The organism is Xanthobacter autotrophicus ATCC 700552 (assembly GCF_043194565.1).
GTDB lineage: Bacteria > Pseudomonadota > Alphaproteobacteria > Rhizobiales > Xanthobacteraceae > Xanthobacter > Xanthobacter autotrophicus_F.
Genome location: NZ_JBAFVS010000013.1, coordinates 114,938 through 132,266 on the forward strand (window position 1 = coordinate 114,938; position 17,329 = coordinate 132,266).

General features: G+C 69.4%; 15 protein-coding genes. 11 read left to right on the top strand and 4 right to left on the bottom strand.

Annotated elements, in window-relative coordinates:
* Positions 1-44: 44 nt before the first annotated feature.
* Entirely contained in the window at positions 45-1,229 is a 1,185-nt protein-coding gene (locus tag V5F48_RS15195) for an ABC transporter substrate-binding protein (protein ID WP_394259393.1), read from the bottom strand.
* A 266-nt stretch (positions 1,230-1,495) separates the two neighbouring features.
* Between V5F48_RS15195 and V5F48_RS15200 the strand changes: the two genes are divergently transcribed.
* From V5F48_RS15200 to paaE, 7 genes are all read left to right on the top strand, one after another.
* Entirely contained in the window at positions 1,496-2,224 is a 729-nt protein-coding gene (locus V5F48_RS15200; RefSeq protein WP_246089553.1) for a TetR/AcrR family transcriptional regulator, read from the top strand.
* A gap of 100 nt (positions 2,225-2,324) precedes the next feature.
* Positions 2,325-3,191, top strand: coding sequence for a phenylacetic acid degradation operon negative regulatory protein PaaX (gene paaX, locus V5F48_RS15205; protein WP_394259394.1), 867 nt, complete (start codon positions 2,325-2,327; stop codon positions 3,189-3,191).
* A gap of 122 nt (positions 3,192-3,313) precedes the next feature.
* Positions 3,314-4,309: a 1,2-phenylacetyl-CoA epoxidase subunit PaaA gene (gene paaA, locus V5F48_RS15210; RefSeq protein ID WP_394088656.1), complete on the top strand. Its 996-nt coding sequence runs from the start codon at positions 3,314-3,316 to the stop codon at positions 4,307-4,309.
* Between the two features lie 29 nt (positions 4,310-4,338).
* The gene (gene paaB / locus V5F48_RS15215) at positions 4,339-4,626 is read left to right on the top strand and encodes a 1,2-phenylacetyl-CoA epoxidase subunit PaaB (protein WP_149578500.1); all 288 of its coding nucleotides are present in this window, start codon (positions 4,339-4,341) and stop codon (positions 4,624-4,626) included.
* 174 nt (positions 4,627-4,800) lie between these two features.
* On the top strand, positions 4,801-5,577 hold the full coding sequence (gene paaC, locus V5F48_RS15220) for a 1,2-phenylacetyl-CoA epoxidase subunit PaaC (protein ID WP_394259395.1): 777 nt from the start codon (positions 4,801-4,803) through the stop codon (positions 5,575-5,577).
* Positions 5,571-6,080 carry a 1,2-phenylacetyl-CoA epoxidase subunit PaaD gene (gene paaD, locus V5F48_RS15225; RefSeq protein WP_138398215.1) on the top strand — a complete coding sequence of 170 codons (510 nt, stop codon included), beginning with the start codon at positions 5,571-5,573 and terminating at the stop codon, positions 6,078-6,080. Before paaC ends, paaD begins: the two co-directional genes overlap by 7 nt.
* A gap of 11 nt (positions 6,081-6,091) precedes the next feature.
* Positions 6,092-7,240 carry a 1,2-phenylacetyl-CoA epoxidase subunit PaaE gene (paaE, locus tag V5F48_RS15230; protein WP_394259396.1) on the top strand — a complete coding sequence of 383 codons (1,149 nt, stop codon included), beginning with the start codon at positions 6,092-6,094 and terminating at the stop codon, positions 7,238-7,240.
* 116 nt (positions 7,241-7,356) lie between these two features.
* Here paaE and paaK read toward each other — a convergent pair whose 3' ends face one another.
* From paaK to paaG, 3 genes are read right to left on the bottom strand one after another with little or no spacing between them, the layout of a single operon-like run.
* Entirely contained in the window at positions 7,357-8,694 is a 1,338-nt protein-coding gene (gene paaK, locus V5F48_RS15235) for a phenylacetate--CoA ligase PaaK (RefSeq protein WP_394259397.1), read from the bottom strand.
* A 12-nt stretch (positions 8,695-8,706) separates the two neighbouring features.
* On the bottom strand, positions 8,707-9,222 hold the full coding sequence (paaI, locus tag V5F48_RS15240; protein WP_394259398.1) for a hydroxyphenylacetyl-CoA thioesterase PaaI: 516 nt from the start codon (positions 9,220-9,222) through the stop codon (positions 8,707-8,709).
* The gene (gene paaG, locus V5F48_RS15245; RefSeq protein ID WP_394109762.1) at positions 9,219-9,995 is read right to left on the bottom strand and encodes a 2-(1,2-epoxy-1,2-dihydrophenyl)acetyl-CoA isomerase PaaG; all 777 of its coding nucleotides are present in this window, start codon (positions 9,993-9,995) and stop codon (positions 9,219-9,221) included. The genes paaI and paaG overlap by 4 nt, the downstream gene beginning before the upstream one ends.
* 260 nt (positions 9,996-10,255) lie before the next feature.
* Between paaG and paaN the strand changes: the two genes are divergently transcribed.
* The 4 genes from paaN to paaZ are packed head-to-tail and all read left to right on the top strand — an operon-like array spanning position 10,256 to position 17,327.
* The gene (gene paaN, locus V5F48_RS15250; RefSeq protein WP_229645427.1) at positions 10,256-11,917 is read left to right on the top strand and encodes a phenylacetic acid degradation protein PaaN; all 1,662 of its coding nucleotides are present in this window, start codon (positions 10,256-10,258) and stop codon (positions 11,915-11,917) included.
* A 23-nt stretch (positions 11,918-11,940) separates the two neighbouring features.
* Positions 11,941-13,149 carry a 3-oxoadipyl-CoA thiolase gene (pcaF, locus tag V5F48_RS15255; protein ID WP_229645428.1) on the top strand — a complete coding sequence of 403 codons (1,209 nt, stop codon included), beginning with the start codon at positions 11,941-11,943 and terminating at the stop codon, positions 13,147-13,149.
* Between the two features lie 3 nt (positions 13,150-13,152).
* Complete coding sequence (locus V5F48_RS15260; RefSeq protein WP_394259399.1) at positions 13,153-15,261, top strand: FAD-dependent oxidoreductase; 2,109 nt, start codon at positions 13,153-13,155, stop codon at positions 15,259-15,261.
* Positions 15,262-15,263: 2 nt separating this feature from the next.
* Positions 15,264-17,327 (top strand): phenylacetic acid degradation bifunctional protein PaaZ, encoded by a 2,064-nt coding sequence (gene paaZ, locus V5F48_RS15265; RefSeq protein ID WP_394259400.1) that lies wholly within the window; start codon positions 15,264-15,266, stop codon positions 17,325-17,327.
* The last annotated feature ends 2 nt before the right edge of the window (positions 17,328-17,329 follow it).

Sequence of the window (17,329 nt, forward strand, 5' to 3'; positions counted from 1 at the left end):
GCGCGGCACCGCCCTGTTTCAGGGGGCAGGGGTGAAGCCGCGCCTCAGCGCGTGGGGGCGTCCAGCGTCCAGTCACCGCCGCGGATCTCCAGCATGCGGAAGGAATCCGTGCCGAGGCCCAGATGGTCGGTGGGCGAGAAGCTGTAGACGCCGGTCACGCCCACGTAAGTCTTGGTGGCTTCCAGCGCGTCGCGGATCTTCTTCGGCTCGGCGGACTTGGCCTTGTCGATGGCCTGCGTCACCAGCTGGATGCCGTCGAAGCCGTAGCCGCCGAAGGTGGAGACGCTCTGGCCCGTGGCCTTCTCGTAAGACGCCTTGTAGCCGGCGACCACCGCCTTCTGCGGGTCCTCGGCGGCGAGCTTGTCACCAACCAGGATGGCGGGTGCCGGCAGCCGCACGCCTTCCGCCGCCGGTCCCGCCAGCTCGATGAAGCTCTTGGAGGCGACGCCGTGGCTCTGGTACAGCGGCAGCTTGAGACCGAGCTGGGCATAGTTGCGGGTCACGATGGCCGGACCCTGGCCGAAGCCGGGATTGAGCACCGCCTCGACGCCGGCGGTGTTCTTGATCTTGTTGAGCTGGGGCGTCATGTCGGAATCGGTGGCACCGTAGGTTTCGTCGGCGAGCACCGTGATGTTGTAGCCGCCGATCACCTTCAGGCACTGGTTGCGCATGGACTTGCCGAAGCCGTCGGTGCCCGAGATCATGCCGATCTTGGTGATGCCGCGCGCCTTCATGTCCTCGAAGATCTTCTGGCAGGCGGTCTTGTCGGTGTGGGGCGTCTTGAAGACGAAGGGGCGCACCGGCTCGATGATCTCGATGCCGCCGGCCAGCGACACGAAGGGGATGCCGGCCTCCTCGAACACCGGGATCATGGCCATGGTGGCGCCGGTGGAGGTGCCGCCCACCATGGCCACAACCTTGTCGTCTTCCACGAGGCGAGTGGCGAAGGTGCGCGCCTTGTTGGCGTCGCCACCATCGTCATAGAGCACCAGCTCCACCGGGCGGCCGAGCAGCCCGCCCTTCTTGTTCAATTCTTCCACATAGATCTTCAGGGTCTTGGCCTCGGGGTCGCCGAGGAAGGCCGCCGGGCCGGTGGCGGACACGACCGAGCCGATCTTGATGGGGTCCGCGGCCAGAGCGGGCGCGGCGGCGAGGGGCGCGAGGGCGAAGCTTGCGAAGGCGAGGGCGGCAGCGCGCAGCACCGGCCGCAGGCGAGCGGTCGTATCCATGAAGCGTTTCTCCAAAAGGTCCATTTCGGGCCAAGGAGCGGGTTTGCCCGCCTCCAGCCGCCGCGCCATTCGGCCGACGGTAGGGGAACTATATAATTAACCGACCGGATGGTCAATATAATCAGCGCTCCCCGAAAACGCTTGATGTGGATCATTGATCGACCAGCCGGACAATATTTGTTATCTCCTGTCCATTCGCCCAGGGGCGGACGATGGCCGGTGCCGGGGCTCGCCCAGCGGGGCGCCGGAGGGCAGGAACAGGACAGATGGCTCGGACACGCGCGCAGGACTACGACGCAAAACGGCAGGTGATCCTGCACAAGTCGGCGGAGCTGTTCGCCCAGTTCGGCTATTCGGGCACCTCGATCACCATGATCGCGGAGGCGTGCGGCGCCTCCAAGGCCTTGCTCTATCACTATTATCCAGACAAGGAGGCGGTGCTCTTCGACATCCTCTCCACCCATCTGGAACAGCTTATCCAGGCGGTGGAGACGGCGCTGGAAGCCGCCCCCGAGGGCGATCGGCTGTTCGCCATCGCCTCTGCCCTGCTCGAATCCTATCGCGATGCCGATGCCGAGCATCAGATCCAGATCGCCAATCTCAAGCTGCTGCCGGCCGACAAGCAGGATGCGTTGCGGGCCATGGAGCGCCAGCTTGTGGTGCTCATGTCCGACGCCATCGCGCAGGAGGTGCCGCAGATCGGTCGGGGGCCACTGTTGAAGCCGGTCACCATGTCCGCCTTCGGTATGCTGAACTGGCACTATCTGTGGTTTCGCGACGGCAAGGGGCTGACCCGCGCCGAATATGCCCGCCTCGTCACCAGCCTGATCACCGCCGGCGCGGCGGGAGCGGCCGCGGCCGTTGCGGGCCCCGAGGCGCCGCCCCGTGCCGAGCCCCGCGTGCGCGCGATCACGCCGTCCGCCGCGCCGGTTGCGGCCGCGCGACGCCGGGCTCCGGCGTCAGCCGCCAAGGCCGGACGGCGCAAGGCCGAGTAGAGCGCGATACGGGCAGATTGCTTCAATTTGCTCGGTGAATCGCCCTCTCACGCTCTCGTCCGGGGTTTCCGCTTGCGCGCATCTCGGGCTATGGAACGGCATGTCGCGCCGCGCCCTTGATCTCATCCTCGACCATGTCCGCGCCGAGCCCTCGCGCACCTGGTCCATCATCGTCACCATCTATGGCGATGCCATCGTGCCGCGCGGCGGCTCGGTGTGGCTCGGCACCCTGCTCGCCTTCTTCAAGGGGTTGGACATCGCCGACGGGGTGGTGCGTACCGCCATGTCGCGCCTCGCCGCCGACGGCTGGCTGACGCGCACGCGCATCGGCCGCAACAGCTTCTATGGTCTCGCCGACAAGGGCCGCGAGACCTTCGCCCGCGCCACCGAGCACATCTACAGCCACCGCCCGCCCGAATGGCGCGGCCATTTCCAGATGCTGCTCATCGAGCCCGCCGCGCGGGAAGGCGCGCGCGCCGCTCTGGACGCGGCCGGCTATGGGGTTCCCCTGCCCGGCGTCTTCATCGCGCCGGCGGGCGCCGAGGTGCCGGAAGAGGCGTTGGGGGCCCTGCGGCTTGAGGTTTCGGGCACGCCGGAAGCCCAGCAGGACCTCGCCGGCCGCGCCTGGCGGCTGGAGGAGACGGCGCAGGCCTATGTGAGCTTCATGGAGGTCTTCGCGCCCCTGCGCGCGGCGCTGGCGGCGGGGGAAACCCTTTCCGATCTTGAAGCCATGGTGGCGCGGGTGCTGCTCATCCACGAATATCGCCGCATCGTACTGCGCGATCCCATTTTGCCGGCCGCCATCCTGCCTGCCGACTGGCCCGGGCCGGCGGCCCGCGCCCTGTGCGCCGACATCTATGCTCATGTGATCGCCGCGTCCGAGCGCTGGCTCGATGACAACGCCGTGGGCGAGGACGGCGAGCCGCTCCCGGCCAGCGCGAAAATAAGGCGTCGGTTCAGAGACTAAGACCCGCTTATGACCCGCCGGGGGTGGCCGGAACGGGCATGATGCGCCGCAACATGTTACGAAAAACAATTGCTATAGAATTTTTCGTAATATATAAAACCGACACCCAGGGAGGAGAGCCCATGTACACGCAGGCCCTCAACGCCAATCCGGACGCCGACACCCGTGACCTTGAGGACGCCGCACAGCTTGCCCGTTTTGAGGCGCGTGTGGCCGACGAGGAGCGGATCGAGCCCAACGACTTCATGCCCGCCGCCTATCGCCGGACGCTGACGCGGCAGATTTCCCAGCACGCCCATTCCGAGATCATCGGCATGCAGCCGGAGGGCAACTGGATCACCCGCGCGCCCTCCCTGCGGCGCAAGGCGGCGCTGCTCGCCAAGGTGCAGGACGAGTGCGGCCACGGCCTCTATCTCTACGCGGCGGCCGAGACGCTCGGCACCTCCCGCGAGGAGCTGGTGGAGCAATTGCTCTCGGGCAAGGCGAAGTATTCGTCCATCTTCAATTATCCGACGCTGACCTGGGCGGATATCGGCGCCATCGGCTGGCTGGTGGATGGGGCGGCGATCATGAACCAGATCCCGCTCTGCCGCTGCTCCTACGGCCCCTATGCGCGGGCCATGATCCGGGTGTGCAAGGAGGAATCCTTCCACCAGCGCCAGGGCTACGAGATCATGCTCACCCTCGCGCGCGGCACGGCGGAGCAGAAGGAGATGGCGCAGGACGCGCTGAACCGCTGGTGGTGGCCGAGCCTGATGATGTTCGGCCCGCCGGACGCGGCCTCCAGCCATTCCGACAGCTCCATGCGCTGGAAGATCAAGCGCTTTTCCAATGACGAGCTCAGACAGAAGTTCGTGGATGCCACGGTGCCCCAGGCCCACTTCATCGGCCTCACCTTGCCCGATCCGGACCTTTCCTTTGACGAGGCCGCCGGCCACTGGCGCTATGGCACCATCGACTGGGAGGAATTCAAGCAGGTGATCGCCGGCAACGGCCCCTGCAACCGCGATCGCATGGCCACCCGCCGCAAGGCCCACGAGGACGGCGCCTGGGTGCGCGAGGCCGCCCGCGCCTTCGCCGAAAAGCGCGCCGCCGCCAAGACCGCCGCAGCGGCCTGAACCAACGCAAGATTTCGAGGAGACGCCTTATGGCCGACGCCGCAACCCCCTTGTGGGAAGTGTTCATCCGCAGCCGCAACGGGCTGGCGCACAAGCACGCCGGATCGCTCCACGCCGCCGACGCCACGCTGGCGCTCCAGGCCGCGCGCGATCTCTACACTCGTCGCGGGGAAGGGTTATCCCTGTGGGTGGTGCCGTCCAGCGCCATCACCGCCTCCGATCCGGCGGACAAGGGCATGATGTTCGAGCCCACCGCCTCGAAGATCTATCGCCACCCCACCTTCTACGAAGTCCCGGAAGAAGTCGGGCACATGTAATACCAACGGCACCGGTCTTCGACCGGTGCCGAGAGGGTTACGCTCAGACGCCGCGCGGGCTTTTCCGGCGGGCAATGAGGCAAGCTCGTCGCCCGCCTGCATGACCGAGGCGCGTTGCGCCCCTCATCACCAACAAGACTGCCCGCACGGCGGGCCGAGGCGAGGAACCCCACCATGGCCACCACCTCCATCACCGTGCGCGAGACGCCGCTGGTGCGCTATTTGCTGCGCCGGGCCGACGATGCGCTCATCCTCGGCCATCGCCTGTCCGAATGGTGCGGCCATGCGCCCACCATGGAAGAAGAGATGGCGCTGGCCAATATGGGCCTCGACCTCCTCGGCCAGGCGCGCTCGCTCTATACTTACACCGCCGAAGTGGAAGGCCAGGGGCGAACCGAGGATGACTTCGCCTATCTGCGCGGCGAGCGGGCCTATGGCAACCTGCTGCTGGTGGAACAGCCCAACGGCGATTTCGCCCAGACCATGGCACGGCAGCTCTTCTATTCGGCCTTCATCGATCCCTATTGGCGGGCGCTGATGGCCTCGCCTGACGCGACGCTGTCCGCCATCGCCGCCAAGGCGGAGAAGGAAAGCGCGTATCACGTGCGCCATTGCGCGGAATGGCTGATCCGCCTCGGCGACGGCACGGCGGAAAGCCACGCCCGCGCCCAGGCGGCGGTGGACGGCCTATGGGCCTTCACCGGCGAATTGTTCGAGGTGGATGCGGGCGAAGCCGGGCTCATCGCCGATGGCACCGTGCCGGACCCGGACAGCCTGCGCGCGGCGTGGACCGCCACCGTGTCCGCCGTGCTGGCGGAAGCCACCTTGAAGCTGCCGCAGGCCGGCTGGATGCAGAAGGGCGGGCGCGACGGCCGCCATTCCGAGCATCTGGGGCCGCTGCTCACCGAGCTGCAATATCTCCAGCGCACCTTCCCGGGAGCCTCCTGGTGACCGGCGCGGCGCTGGCCGATCCGGCGGCGCTGCGCGACGAGGTCTGGCGCGTGGCGGGTGCGGTCACCGATCCGGAAATCCCGGTGCTCTCCATCGCCGACCTCGGCGTGCTCAGAGATGTGCGCGTCGCGGACGGGCGAGTGGAAGTGCTGATCACGCCCACCTATTCGGGCTGCCCGGCCATGACCATGATCGCGCTGGAGATCGAACTGGCGCTCGACAAGGCGGGCCTTGGCCCGGTGGTGGTGAAGACCGTGCTGGCCCCGGCCTGGACCACCGATTTCATGAGCGAGGACGGCCGGCGCAAGCTGAAGGCCTACGGCATCGCCCCGCCGGCGAAAACCGCCGGGCGGCGGGCGCTGTTCGGGGTCGAGGTGGTGGACTGCCCGCAATGCGGCTCCTCCGACACGGCGGAAATCGCGCCGTTCGGCTCCACCTCCTGCAAGTCCCTGTGGCAGTGCAAGGCCTGCCGCGAGCCGTTCGACTATTTCAAATGCCACTGACGGGTGACGCCATGGACAACGCGATCGACACCACCGCCGCTTCCGGCATCCCGTCCACCGGCGCGGGCGCTGCCCCGAGGGGGGCGGGCACGCCGAAATTCCACCGCCTCGCCGTGCGCGAGGTGCGCCGCGAGACCGTGGACGCGGTCTCCATCACCTTCGAGGTGCCCTCGGCCCTTGCCGCCGATTTCGCCTTCGCCCCCGGCCAGTATCTGACCCTGAAGGCGACGCTGGAGGGGGAGGAGATCCGCCGCTCCTATTCCATCTGCTCCGGGCCGGACGACGGCGAGCTGCGCATCGCGGTGAAGCAGGTGGAGGGCGGCCTGTTCTCCACGTGGGTGAACGAAAGCCTGAAGGCCGGCGATGTGCTGGAGGTGATGACCCCCACCGGCCGCTTCGGGCTGGAGCAGGCGCCGGGCAATGCCCGCATCCATGTGGCGTTCGCGGCCGGCTCGGGCATCACGCCGGTGCTCTCAATCGCCCGCGGCGTGCTGGCGCGGGAGCCGGACAGCCGCTTTTTCCTATTCTACGGCAACCGCTCCACCGACAACATCCTGTTCCGCACCGAGCTGGAGGAACTGAAGGACCGCTTCCTCGGCCGGCTGTCCGTGTTCCACGTGCTGTCGCGGGAGCAGCAGGACCTCGCCATCCTCAACGGCCACCTGGACGGGGAGAAGGTGCGCCTGCTGCTCACCGCCATGGTGCCGGCGGCGGCGGTGGACCATGCCTTCGTCTGCGGCCCCACCGCCATGATCGACGAGCTGGAGGCGACCCTTGCCGACCTCGGCCTGCCGAAGGACAAGGTGCATGTGGAGCGCTTCGTCTCGGCGCTGGGCGGCAAGCCGCGTGCGAAGCCGGTGGTGGTGCCCGATGCCGCGCCGGCCCATGTGGCCTCCCTCATCGTGGACGGCAAGCGCCGCGACGTGCCGGTCGCCGAGGGTGAGGCCGTCCTCGACGCGGCGTTGCGGGCCGGCATGGACCTGCCCTTCGCCTGCAAGGGCGGCATGTGCTCCACCTGCCGCGCCAAGGTGGTGGAAGGCTCGGCCGAGATGGAGGTGAATTATTCGCTGGAGCCGTGGGAGCTGGAAGCCGGTTTCATCCTCACCTGCCAGGCGAGGCCCACCACCGCGCGGGTGGTGGTGGATTTCGACCAGGTGTGAGTGGGGGCGCCTTCGCGGCGTCCCGCCCATCGCGGTATAGAAAAAGGCCCGGCTTGCGCCGGGCCTTTTCAGTTGGGATGACGGCGGGCGCACCCGCCGCCGGGAGGATGGAAAGCTCACCCCTTGGGGCGGCGGTCGATGATGCGCTTGGCCTTGCCGGTGGCGGTGCGCTCGATGCCGCCGGGCTCGTGCAGCGCGATGCGGGTGGTGATGCCCACCGTGTCCTTGATGCGGGCGAGGATGCGCGCCGCGCAGGCCTCAATGTCGATGCCGCCATGGACCTCCTCGCGGATCTCCGCATGCACGGTCATTTCGTCCATGCGGCCCTCGCGGGTCAGCTCCAGCTGGTAGTGGCCCGAGCAGGTCTCGATGGAGAGCAAAATCTCCTCGATCTGGGTGGGGAACACGTTCACGCCGCGCAGGATGATCATGTCGTCCGAGCGGCCGGTGACCTTCTCCATGCGCCGCATGCCGGGCCGCGCCGTGCCGGGCAACAGGCGGGTGAGGTCGCGGGTGCGGTAGCGGATGATCGGGAACGCCTCCTTGCTGAGGGAGGTGAACACCAACTCGCCCTTTTCCCCGTCCGGCAGCACTTCGCCGGTGATGGGGTCGATCACCTCCGGCAGGAAGTGGTCTTCCCAGATGTGCAGGCCGTCCTTGGTCTCCACGCATTCCTGCGCCACGCCGGGACCGATGACCTCGGAGAGGCCGTAGATGTCGGTGGCGTCGATGGCGAAGTCGCGCTCGATCTCCTCGCGCATGGCATTGGTCCAGGGCTCGGCGCCGAAGATGCCGTATTTGAGCGAGGAGGCGCGCGGGTCCAGCCCCGCCTTGGCGAAGCCGTCCAGCAGCGCCAGCATGTAGCTGGGCGTCACCATGATGGCGTCGGGCTTGAAGTCGTGGATGAGCTGAACCTGGCGCTCGGTCATGCCGCCCGACATGGGCACGACGGTGCAGCCGAGGCGTTCCACGCCGTAATGGGCACCCAGGCCGCCGGTGAACAGGCCGTAGCCGTAGGCCACATGCACCATCATGCCCGGCCGCACCCCCGCCGCGCGGATGGAGCGGGCCATCACGTCGGCCCACATGTCGATGTCGGCGCGGGTATAGCCCACCACGATGGGCTTGCCGGTGGTGCCCGAAGAGCCGTGCACCCGCAGCAGCTTCTCGCGCGGCACCGCGAACAGGCCGAAGGGGTAGTTGTCGCGCAGGTCGGTCTTCACCGTGAAGGGGAATTTGGCGAGGTCCGACAGATCGCGCAGGTCGGAGGGGTGCACCCCCGCCTCGTCGAACTTCCTGCGGTAGAACGGCACGTTCTCATAGGCGTGGCGCAGCGACCAGGCGAGGCGCTCGCGCTGGAGGGACTGGATTTCGTCCCGGGATGCCCGTTCCGCTGCATCGAGGCCGGCCTCGAAGGTCCGGCCAAAGGAAACCGCCGGCAGAGCCATGTTCATCGTCTCCTCCATTCAAGCTGTGGTCGTGTGGTCGCGGCTCTCTGGCGCGCTTGGGGACGGGGCGATTAACGCCCCGCCGATGGTGCGAGAATGCCCGCGAAACTGCGCGATCACCACGCCATCCTCGCTCACCTCCACGTCGTAGATGCCGGAGCGCCCGCTGCGGGCGATCTCCCGCGCCGTGGAGAGGAGGGTCTTGCCGCGGGTGCCGGGGCGCAGGTAAGTGACCGCGCAATGGGCGGCCACCGTGCGCTCGTCATAGGAGTTGCAGGCGAAGGCGAAGGCGCTGTCCGCAAGGGCGAAGATGAAGCCGCCATGGGCCATGCCGAAGCCGTTGCACATGCGCTCGGTGAGCGTCATGGAGATCGTCGCCGTGCCGGGGCCCACCGCGACCAACTCCATGCCCAGCCCCTGGCTCGCATGGTCGGTGGCCCACATGGCGTCGGCGCTGAGGCGCGCGGTTTCCTGCGGCGTGCGCGACGGGGCTGCGTGAGGAGCGTGGGCGGGATCAGGGGCGAGGGTGCTCATGCGCGGCGTCCCGAGAAGCGCGCCGGGCGCTTTTCCATGAAGGCGGAAACGCCCTCGCGATAGTCCGGGGTGCGGCCGGCCTCGCGCTGGAGGTCGCGCTCCAGATCGAGCTGGGCGTCGAGGTTCTGGCCGGCGGAGGCGTTGAGCGCTTGCTTGGTGAGGGCGAGGCCCTGCGTCGGCTGGCAGGCGAGATGGGCTGTGAGGGCGCGGGCCTCGTCCAGCAGCGCGGCGTCGTCCACCGCCTTCCAGATCAAGCCCCAGCTTTCGGCCTTCTCGGCGCTGACCGGCTCGGCCAGCAGCATGAGGGCGCGGGCGCGGGCATCGCCGATGAGGCGGGGCAGGAAGAAGGTGCCGCCGGAATCCGGCACGAGACCGATCTTGGCGAAGGCCTGGATGAATTTCGCCGACCGCGCCGCCAGAACGATGTCGCAGGCAAAGGCGATGTTGGCGCCGGCCCCCGCCGCCACCCCGTTCACCGCGCAGACCACCGGCTTGCGCAGGGCGCGGATGCGCCGGATGAGGGGATTGTAGAAGGCCTCGATGGTGGCGCCGAGATCGAGCGGGCCCTCCGCGTTGGCCCGGTCGCCGAGATCCTGCCCGGCGCAGAAGCCGCGCCCGGCGCCGGTGAGCAGCACCGCCCGGCAGGCGTCGTCCGCTGCGGCGTCGAGGGCGGCGGCAAGCGCGCGGTGCAGATCCTCGGTGAAGGCGTTGAGGCGGTCGGGGCGGTTGAGGGTGAGCTCCACCCAGCCCTCATGCTGCGCCACGAGCAGCACCGGCGGCGCTGTGGCCGGCTCGCTCGTCAAGGTGTCCGCTTGGAGTGCGACCACTTCATCCTCCCTGTCTCGAGCTCTTGCGAGCCTCTTGAATTAACCGGTCGATCGGTTAATCTTTAGCGCAAGGGGCGGGCTTGTCAACATGGACGAGGCCCCGTGCCGGGAGGGGACGCCGGCCGGTCGCGGCGACCGGGCGGCAGGTTCCCTCGCAAACCAGAACAGCGCCTGGTCCGGTGGGACGAGGCTTCAGGGAGAAGGCCATGGATGATCTGTTCCAGGCGCATGCCGCGCTGCTGGAGAAGGCCGTTTCGGCGTCGCGCGAGCGCGGCTTCTGGGCGGCGTTTGCGGAAAACCCCAAGGCCTATCCGGAGGGCGCCGCGAGCGCCGGCAAGGCGGCCTTCGCGGCCCTGAAGAGCCAGCCGTTCGATCTCGGCGGCGAGGGGGAGCAGGAAGGGGAGGGCGCGCGCGTCGGCGCCGAGGTCTCGCCGTTCGGGCCGGCGTTGGGCATCACCTATGCGGCGCGCAGCGTCGACGCGCTGGTGGCCAATGCGGAGCGGGCCGGCGAAGGTTGGGCGCAGGCCTCCGTGGAGCAGCGGGTGGGCGTTGCGCTGGAAATTCTCGCGCGCCTCAACGCCGAAAGCTTCCTCATCGCCGAGGCGGTGGAGCACACCACCGGGCAGGCCGGGCCCATGGCCTTCCAGGCCGGCGGCCCCCATGCGCAGGATCGCGGGCTTGAAGCCGTCGCCTATGCCTATGCCGAGATGGCGCGGGTGCCCGGCGCGGTGCGCTGGGAGAAGCCCATGGGGCGCGCCTCCATCCGCCTCGACAAGGATTTCCATGTGGTGCCGCGCGGCATCGGCCTCGTCATCGGCTGCGCCACCTTTCCCACCTGGAACAGCTATCCCGCCCTGTTCGCGGACCTTGTCACCGGCAATGCGGTGATCGTGAAGCCGCATCCCGCCGCCATCCTGCCGCTGGCGCTGACCGTGAAAATCGGCCGCGAAGTGCTCGCCGCGCAGGGCTTCGACCCGGACGTGCTCCAGCTCGCCCCCGACACGGTGGAGGCGCCGCTCGCCAAGGAACTGGCGACCCATCCCGCCATTGCCCTGGTGGATTTCACCGGCTCGTCGGCGTTCGGCGGCTGGCTGCGGGCCAACCTGCGGGACAAGCTGGTGTTCACGGAGGAGGCGGGGGTGAACACCATCGTCATCGCCTCCACCGGTTCGTTCGCGGCCATGTGCGCCAACATCGCCTTCTCGCTCTCCCTTTACAGCGGGCAGATGTGCACGGCGCCGCAGACCATCTTTGTCCCCGCTGAAGGCATCGCCACCGACGAGGGCCATAAGAGCTTCGACGAGGTGGCCGCCGGCATCGGCGCCGCCATCGACGCGCTGCTGTCCGATCCCGCCCGCGCGGCGGCGGTGCTGGGTGCGATCCAGAATCCGGCGACGCTGACGCGCATCGCGGAGGCGCGCGGCCTCGGCCGCATCGTGCGCGACAGCGCGGCGCTTCAGGTGGAAGGAGCCCGCACCGCCACGCCGCTGCTTCTCGCGGTGGAGGCGGGCGACGAGGCAGCCTATCTGGAAGAGCGCTTCGGCCCCATCGCCTTCGTGGTGGCGGTGAAGGATGCGCCCGATGGCGTCGCCCGCGCCACCCGCGCCGCCCGCGAGAAGGGCGCCATCACTGCCGCGCTCTACAGCACCGAAGAGGCCGAGATCGCCGCGGCCATCCCGGCCTATGCGAAGGCTGGCGTGGCGCTTTCGGTGAACCTTACCGGCGGCATCTACGTGAACCAGAGCGCCGCCTTCAGCGACTACCACGTCTCCGGCGCCAACCCCGCCGGCAACGCCTGCATGACGGATTCAGCCTTCGTGGCAAGCCGCTTCCGCGTGGTGTGCGTGCGCCGCCCGGCCGCCGCCTGACCCCAGACATCCGGAGAACAACAATGGCGCACGCCTTTATCTGCGATTTCGCGCGCACCCCCATCGGCCGCTATGCCGGTGCCTTGAGGGATGTGCGTGCCGACGACCTCGCCGCCCATCCCATCCGCGTGCTCAAGGAGCGCAACCCGGGCGTGGACTGGGAGGCGGTGGACGATGTCATCCTCGGCTGCGCCAACCAGGCGGGGGAGGACAATCGCGATGTCGCCCGCATGGCGGCGCTGCTCGCCGGCCTGCCGGTGAGTGCGCCGGGCACCACCGTGAACCGGCTGTGCGGCTCCGGCCTCGACGCCGTGGGCATCGGTGCCCGTGCCATCATGACCGGGGACGCCGACCTCATCATCGCCGGCGGGGTGGAGAGCATGACTCGCGCGCCCTTCGTCCAGGGCAAGGCGGCCGAGGCGTTTTCCCGGCAGGCGGAGATCTACGACACCACCATCGGCTGGCGCTTCGTGAACCCGCTGATGAAGGCGCAATACGGCGTGGATTCCATGCCGGAGACCGGCGAGAACGTGGCCGAGGATTTCCAGATCTCCCGCGCCGACCAGGACCTGTTCGCGTATCGCTCCCAGCAGCGGGTGAAGGCGGCGCAGGACGCCGGCTTCTTCGCCCGCGAGATCGCCCCCATCGAGGTGAGGGGCAAGAAGGGCGCGGTGATCCGCGTGGAAGCGGACGAGCATCCGCGCGCCGAGACCACGCTGGACCAGCTTGCCGGCCTCAAGACCCCGTTCCGCAAGACCGGCGGCACGGTGACGGCGGGCAACGCCTCCGGCGTGAACGACGGCGCCGGGGCGCTCATCCTCGCCTCCGAGACGGCGGCGCGGAAGTACGGCCTCACCCCCCGCGCCCGCGTGGTGTCGGTGGTGCAGGCCGGGGTGCCGCCGCGCATCATGGGCATCGGCCCGGCGCCGGCCACGCGCAAGCTTCTGGAGAAGAACGGCCTCGCGCTGGCGGACATCGACCTTTTCGAGCTGAACGAGGCCTTCGCCGCCCAGGCCCTCGCGGTGCTGCGCCAGCTGGGCCTTCCCGACGACGCGGAGCATGTAAATCCCCACGGCGGCGCCATTGCGCTTGGCCATCCTCTTGGGATGTCGGGGGCGCGGCTTGCGATGACGGCGGTGAGCGCGCTGGAGGTGCGCGGGGGCAGGTGGGCGGTGGCGACCATGTGCATCGGCGTCGGCCAGGGCATCGCCGCCCTCATCGAGAGGGTCTGAGCCGTGGATGCCGTGACACCTCCGGTCACCGTTACGCGGCATGGCGCCGTCGGCGTGATCGCCATTGACTTTGCGCCGGTGAACGCCCTGTCGAAGGCGGTGCGGCAAGGGCTGCTGGATGCCGTGCGCGCGCTGGAGGCCGATCCCGATGTGGCGGCGCTGGTGATCAGCGGCGGGCCGGGCCGCTTCATCGCCGGCGCCGACATCCGCGAGATGAGCCAGCCGCCGGATGCGCCCTTCCTGCCGGATGTGGTGGCGGCCATCGACGCTTGTGCAAAGCCGGTGGTGGCGGCCATCGCCGGGGCGGCGCTGGGCGGCGGCTGCGAGATCGCGCTCGCCTGCGACCTCAGGCTCGGCGGGCCGAAGGCGCTGGTGGGCCTCACCGAGACCCGGCTCGGGCTCATCCCCGGCGCCGGCGGAACCCAGCGCCTGCCGCGCCTCGTCGGCGTGGCCCAGGCCATCGCCCTCATCTGTGAGGGGCGGGTGCTGAAGGCGGGCGATGCCCTCGCCCTTGGCCTGCTCGACGAAGTGGTGGAGGGTGACCTTCTCGCCGAAGCCATCGCCCGCGCACCGGGCGTCACGAAGCGCCGCCTTTCGGAACTGCCGGTTCCCGCCGGCGACGACGCGGCGGAGGAGGCGGCCATTGCCAGCGCCCGCAAGGGGGCGAAGGGTGTCCCGGCCATCGCAGAGGCCATCCGCGTCATCCGCGCGGCGGGGGAGGCTGAGTTTACGACCGGCCTCGCCGCCGAGCGCGCCGCCTTCCTCGCCCTGCGCGAGAGTGCCGAGGCAAAGGCGCTGCGCCATCTCTTCTTCGCCGAGCGCGAGGCCGGCAAGGTGCCGGGGCTGGAGAGCGTCGCGCCCCGTCCGCTGGAGGCGGTGGCAGTGATCGGTGCCGGCACCATGGGCGCCGGCATCGCCGTGGCGCTGGCCGATGCCGGCCTTGCCGTCACCCTGGTGGAGCGCGATGGGGAAGCCGCCGCCGCCGGCTTGCAGCGGGTGGCCGATCTCTACGCCCGGCAGGTGAAAAGCGGTCGGCTGACGCAAGCGCAGGGCGCCGAACGCCGCGCCCGCGTCACCCCCACCGCCGACTGGGCGTCTCTTGCCGCCGCCGACCTGGTGGTGGAGGCCGCCTTCGAGGACATGGACGTGAAGGCCGACATCTTCCGCCGTCTCGATGCGGTGGCAAAGCCCGGCGCGGTGCTGGCCACCAACACCTCCTATCTCGACCTCGACGCCATCGCCGCCGAGACCTCGCGGCCGCAAGACGTGGTGGGCCTGCACTTCTTCGCCCCGGCCAACGTGATGAAGCTGCTGGAGGTGGTGCGCCCGGCCCGCACCGCCCCCGATGTGATCGCCACGGCGCTGGCCCTGGCGAAGCGCATGGGCAAGCAGCCGGTGGTGGCGGGCAATTGCGACGGCTTCATCGGCAATCGCATCTATGCGCTCTACCGCCGCCACGCCGAGGTTCTGGTGGAGGACGGCGCCAGCCCGCAGGAGGTGGATGCGGCGCTGGAGGCCTATGGCTTCGCCATGGGCATCTTCGCCGTGTCCGACATGTCCGGCCTCGACATCGCCTATGCCATGCGCAAGCGCCGGGCGGCCACCCGCGATCCGGCCGAGCGCTACGTGGCCATCGCCGACCGGCTGGTGGAACAGGGCCGCCTCGGCCGCAAGACCGGCGCCGGCTGGTATGCCTATGACGCGGCGGGCGGCAAATCCGCCGATCCCGTGGTGGAGGCGCTGATCGCCGAAGCCCGCGCGGAGAAGGCCATCACGCCCCGCGTCTTCTCCGCCGGACAGATCCAGCGCCGGCTGCTCGCCGTCATGGCGAACGAGGGCGCCAAGGCGCTGGCGGAGGGCATCGCGCTGCGGGCCTCCGACATCGATCTCGCCTTCGTCCATGGCTACGGCTTCCCGCGCACCAAGGGCGGGCCCATGTGGGCCGCCGACCAGATGGGCCTGCGCGCGGTCGTCACCGAAGTGGAAGCCGCCCACGCCGCCGGCGGCGCCGGATCCGAGCCCGCGCCCCTGCTGCTGGCCCTCGCCCGCGACGGACGCAGCTTCGCCGACTGGCAACCGACAGAACAGGCAGAACAACAGGGAGGACAATAGCCATGACCCAAATCCTCAACAGCTACGCCCTCGACCGCTGGTTCGTGCCGCAAGAGGGCCTCATCGACATCCCGAGCGCCATCGACGGGCGGGTGGTGGCGCGCACCTCCACCAAGGGGCTGGATCTCGCCGCCATGGTACGCCATGCCCGCGAGGTGGGCGGGCCGGCCTTGCGCGGGCTCACCTTCCACGAGCGCGCCGACATGCTGAAGGCGCTCGCCGCCCATCTCGGCGCCCACAAGGAGGCGCTCTACGCCCTCGCTGCCGACACCGGGGCCACCAAGCGGGACAATGCCATCGACATCGACGGCGGCATCGGCACCCTCTACGCCTATGCCTCCCGCGGCCGGCGGGAGCTGCCGGGCGAGCGCTTCGTGGTGGAGGGCGGGCCGGAAGCTCTTTCCAAGGGCGGCTCCTTCATCGGCCTTCACATCCTCACCCCGCTGCAGGGTGTGGCGGTGCATGTGAACGCCTTCAACTTTCCCTGCTGGGGTCTTCTGGAGAAGCTTGCCCCCGCGCTCCTCGCCGGCGTGCCGGTCATCACCAAGCCGGCCACCGCCACCGCCTATGTGGCCGAGGCGGTGGTGCGGCTGATCGTGGAGGCGAACATCCTGCCCAAGGGCGCGTTGCAGCTGGTGAGCGGATCGGCGGGCGACCTGCTCGATCATCTCACCGGACAGGATGTGCTCTCCTTCACCGGCTCGGCGGAGACCTCGCAGATGTTGCGCGACCATCCGGCGGTGTCGCGCAACGCGGTGCGCTTCATCGCCGAGCGGGATTCGCTGAACGCCGCCGTGCTCGGCCCGGACGCCAGCGAGGGTGCCCCCGAGTTCGACCTCTTCATCAAGGAGGTGGTGCGCGAGATGACGGTGAAGGCGGGCCAGAAATGCACCGCCATCCGACGCATCATCGTGCCGCGCGCCCAGGAAAGCGCGGTGATCGCCGCGCTGAAGGGGCAACTGGCGAAGATCACCCTCGGCGATCCCCGCCGCGACGACGTGCGCATGGGCCCGCTGGCGAGCCTTGCCCAGCGCGACGCCGCCCGGGAGGCGGTGGCGCAGATCGCGCAGGAGGCGGAGATCGTCTTCGGCGATCCCGATGCCGCCGAACCCATCGGGGCCGATGCGCAGGCGGGGGCCTTCATGGCGCCGGTGCTGCTGCGCTGTGCCAAGCCGCTGGCGGCGGTGGCGCCCCACGCGGTGGAGGCCTTCGGCCCGGTGGCCACCGTGATGGCCTATGACCGGCTCGACGATGCGGTGGCGCTGGTGGCGAAGGGCGAGGGCAGCCTCGTCGCCTCGGTGTTCACCTATGATCCGCAGGTGGCCGACACGCTGGTGTTCGGCATTGCCGCCCATCATGGCCGGCTGCTGGTGCTGGACCGGGACTGCGCCGGGGAATCCACCGGCCACGGCTCGCCCATGCCGGGCCTCGTGCATGGCGGTCCCGGCCGGGCCGGCGGCGGCGAGGAGATGGGCGGGCTGCGTGGCGTGTTCCACTATATGCAGCGCACGGCGCTGGAGGGCTCGCCGGCCCGGCTCTCGGCCCTGACCCGCACCTGGCTGTCCGGCGCGCCGGCCCCGGTGACCGCCGAACACCCCTTCAAGCGGGATTATGAGGCGCTGCGCGTGGGCGACACCGTGGAGACCGCCTCGCGCGTCATCAGCCTCGACGACATCGAGCACTTCGCCCATTTCACCGGCGATACCTTCTACGCCCACATGGATGAGGCGGCGGCCAAGGCCAACCCCTTCTTCCCCGGGCGCGTGGCCCACGGCTACCTCATCCTGTCGTTTGCCGCCGGACTCTTCGTGGACCCTGCGCCGGGGCCGCTGCTGGCCAATTACGGGCTCGACGCCCTGCGCTTCCTGAAGCCGGTGTCGCCGGGGGATGCGATCCGCGTGCGACTCACCGTCAAGCACAAGCAGCCGGGCCGCCGGCCGGACTATGGCGAGGTGCGCTGGGACGCCGAGGTGTTCAACCAGAACTCAGAGACGGTGGCGCGCTATGAGCTGCTGACCATGAGCGCGCGGGCGCTGAACGAGATCCCGATTCGCGCCGCCGTCTGAAG

Excerpts from the sequence above, each read along its gene's own strand:
- V5F48_RS15195 (WP_394259393.1), bottom strand. The coding sequence starts at position 1,229 with ATGGATACGACCGCTCGCCTGCGGCCGGTGCTGCGCGCTGCCGCCCTC.
- paaB (WP_149578500.1), top strand. The coding sequence starts at position 4,339 with ATGGCCGACGCCGCAACCCCCTTGTGGGAAGTGTTCATCCGCAGCCGC.
- paaC (WP_394259395.1), top strand. The coding sequence starts at position 4,801 with ATGGCCACCACCTCCATCACCGTGCGCGAGACGCCGCTGGTGCGCTAT.
- paaX (WP_394259394.1), top strand. The coding sequence starts at position 2,325 with ATGTCGCGCCGCGCCCTTGATCTCATCCTCGACCATGTCCGCGCCGAG.
- paaI (WP_394259398.1), bottom strand. The coding sequence starts at position 9,222 with ATGAGCACCCTCGCCCCTGATCCCGCCCACGCTCCTCACGCAGCCCCG.
- paaZ (WP_394259400.1), top strand. The coding sequence starts at position 15,264 with ATGACCCAAATCCTCAACAGCTACGCCCTCGACCGCTGGTTCGTGCCG.
- paaE (WP_394259396.1), top strand. The coding sequence starts at position 6,092 with ATGGACAACGCGATCGACACCACCGCCGCTTCCGGCATCCCGTCCACC.
- pcaF (WP_229645428.1), top strand. The coding sequence starts at position 11,941 with ATGGCGCACGCCTTTATCTGCGATTTCGCGCGCACCCCCATCGGCCGC.
- paaN (WP_229645427.1), top strand. The coding sequence starts at position 10,256 with ATGGATGATCTGTTCCAGGCGCATGCCGCGCTGCTGGAGAAGGCCGTT.
- paaA (WP_394088656.1), top strand. The coding sequence starts at position 3,314 with ATGTACACGCAGGCCCTCAACGCCAATCCGGACGCCGACACCCGTGAC.
- paaK (WP_394259397.1), bottom strand. The coding sequence starts at position 8,694 with ATGAACATGGCTCTGCCGGCGGTTTCCTTTGGCCGGACCTTCGAGGCC.
- V5F48_RS15200 (WP_246089553.1), top strand. The coding sequence starts at position 1,496 with ATGGCTCGGACACGCGCGCAGGACTACGACGCAAAACGGCAGGTGATC.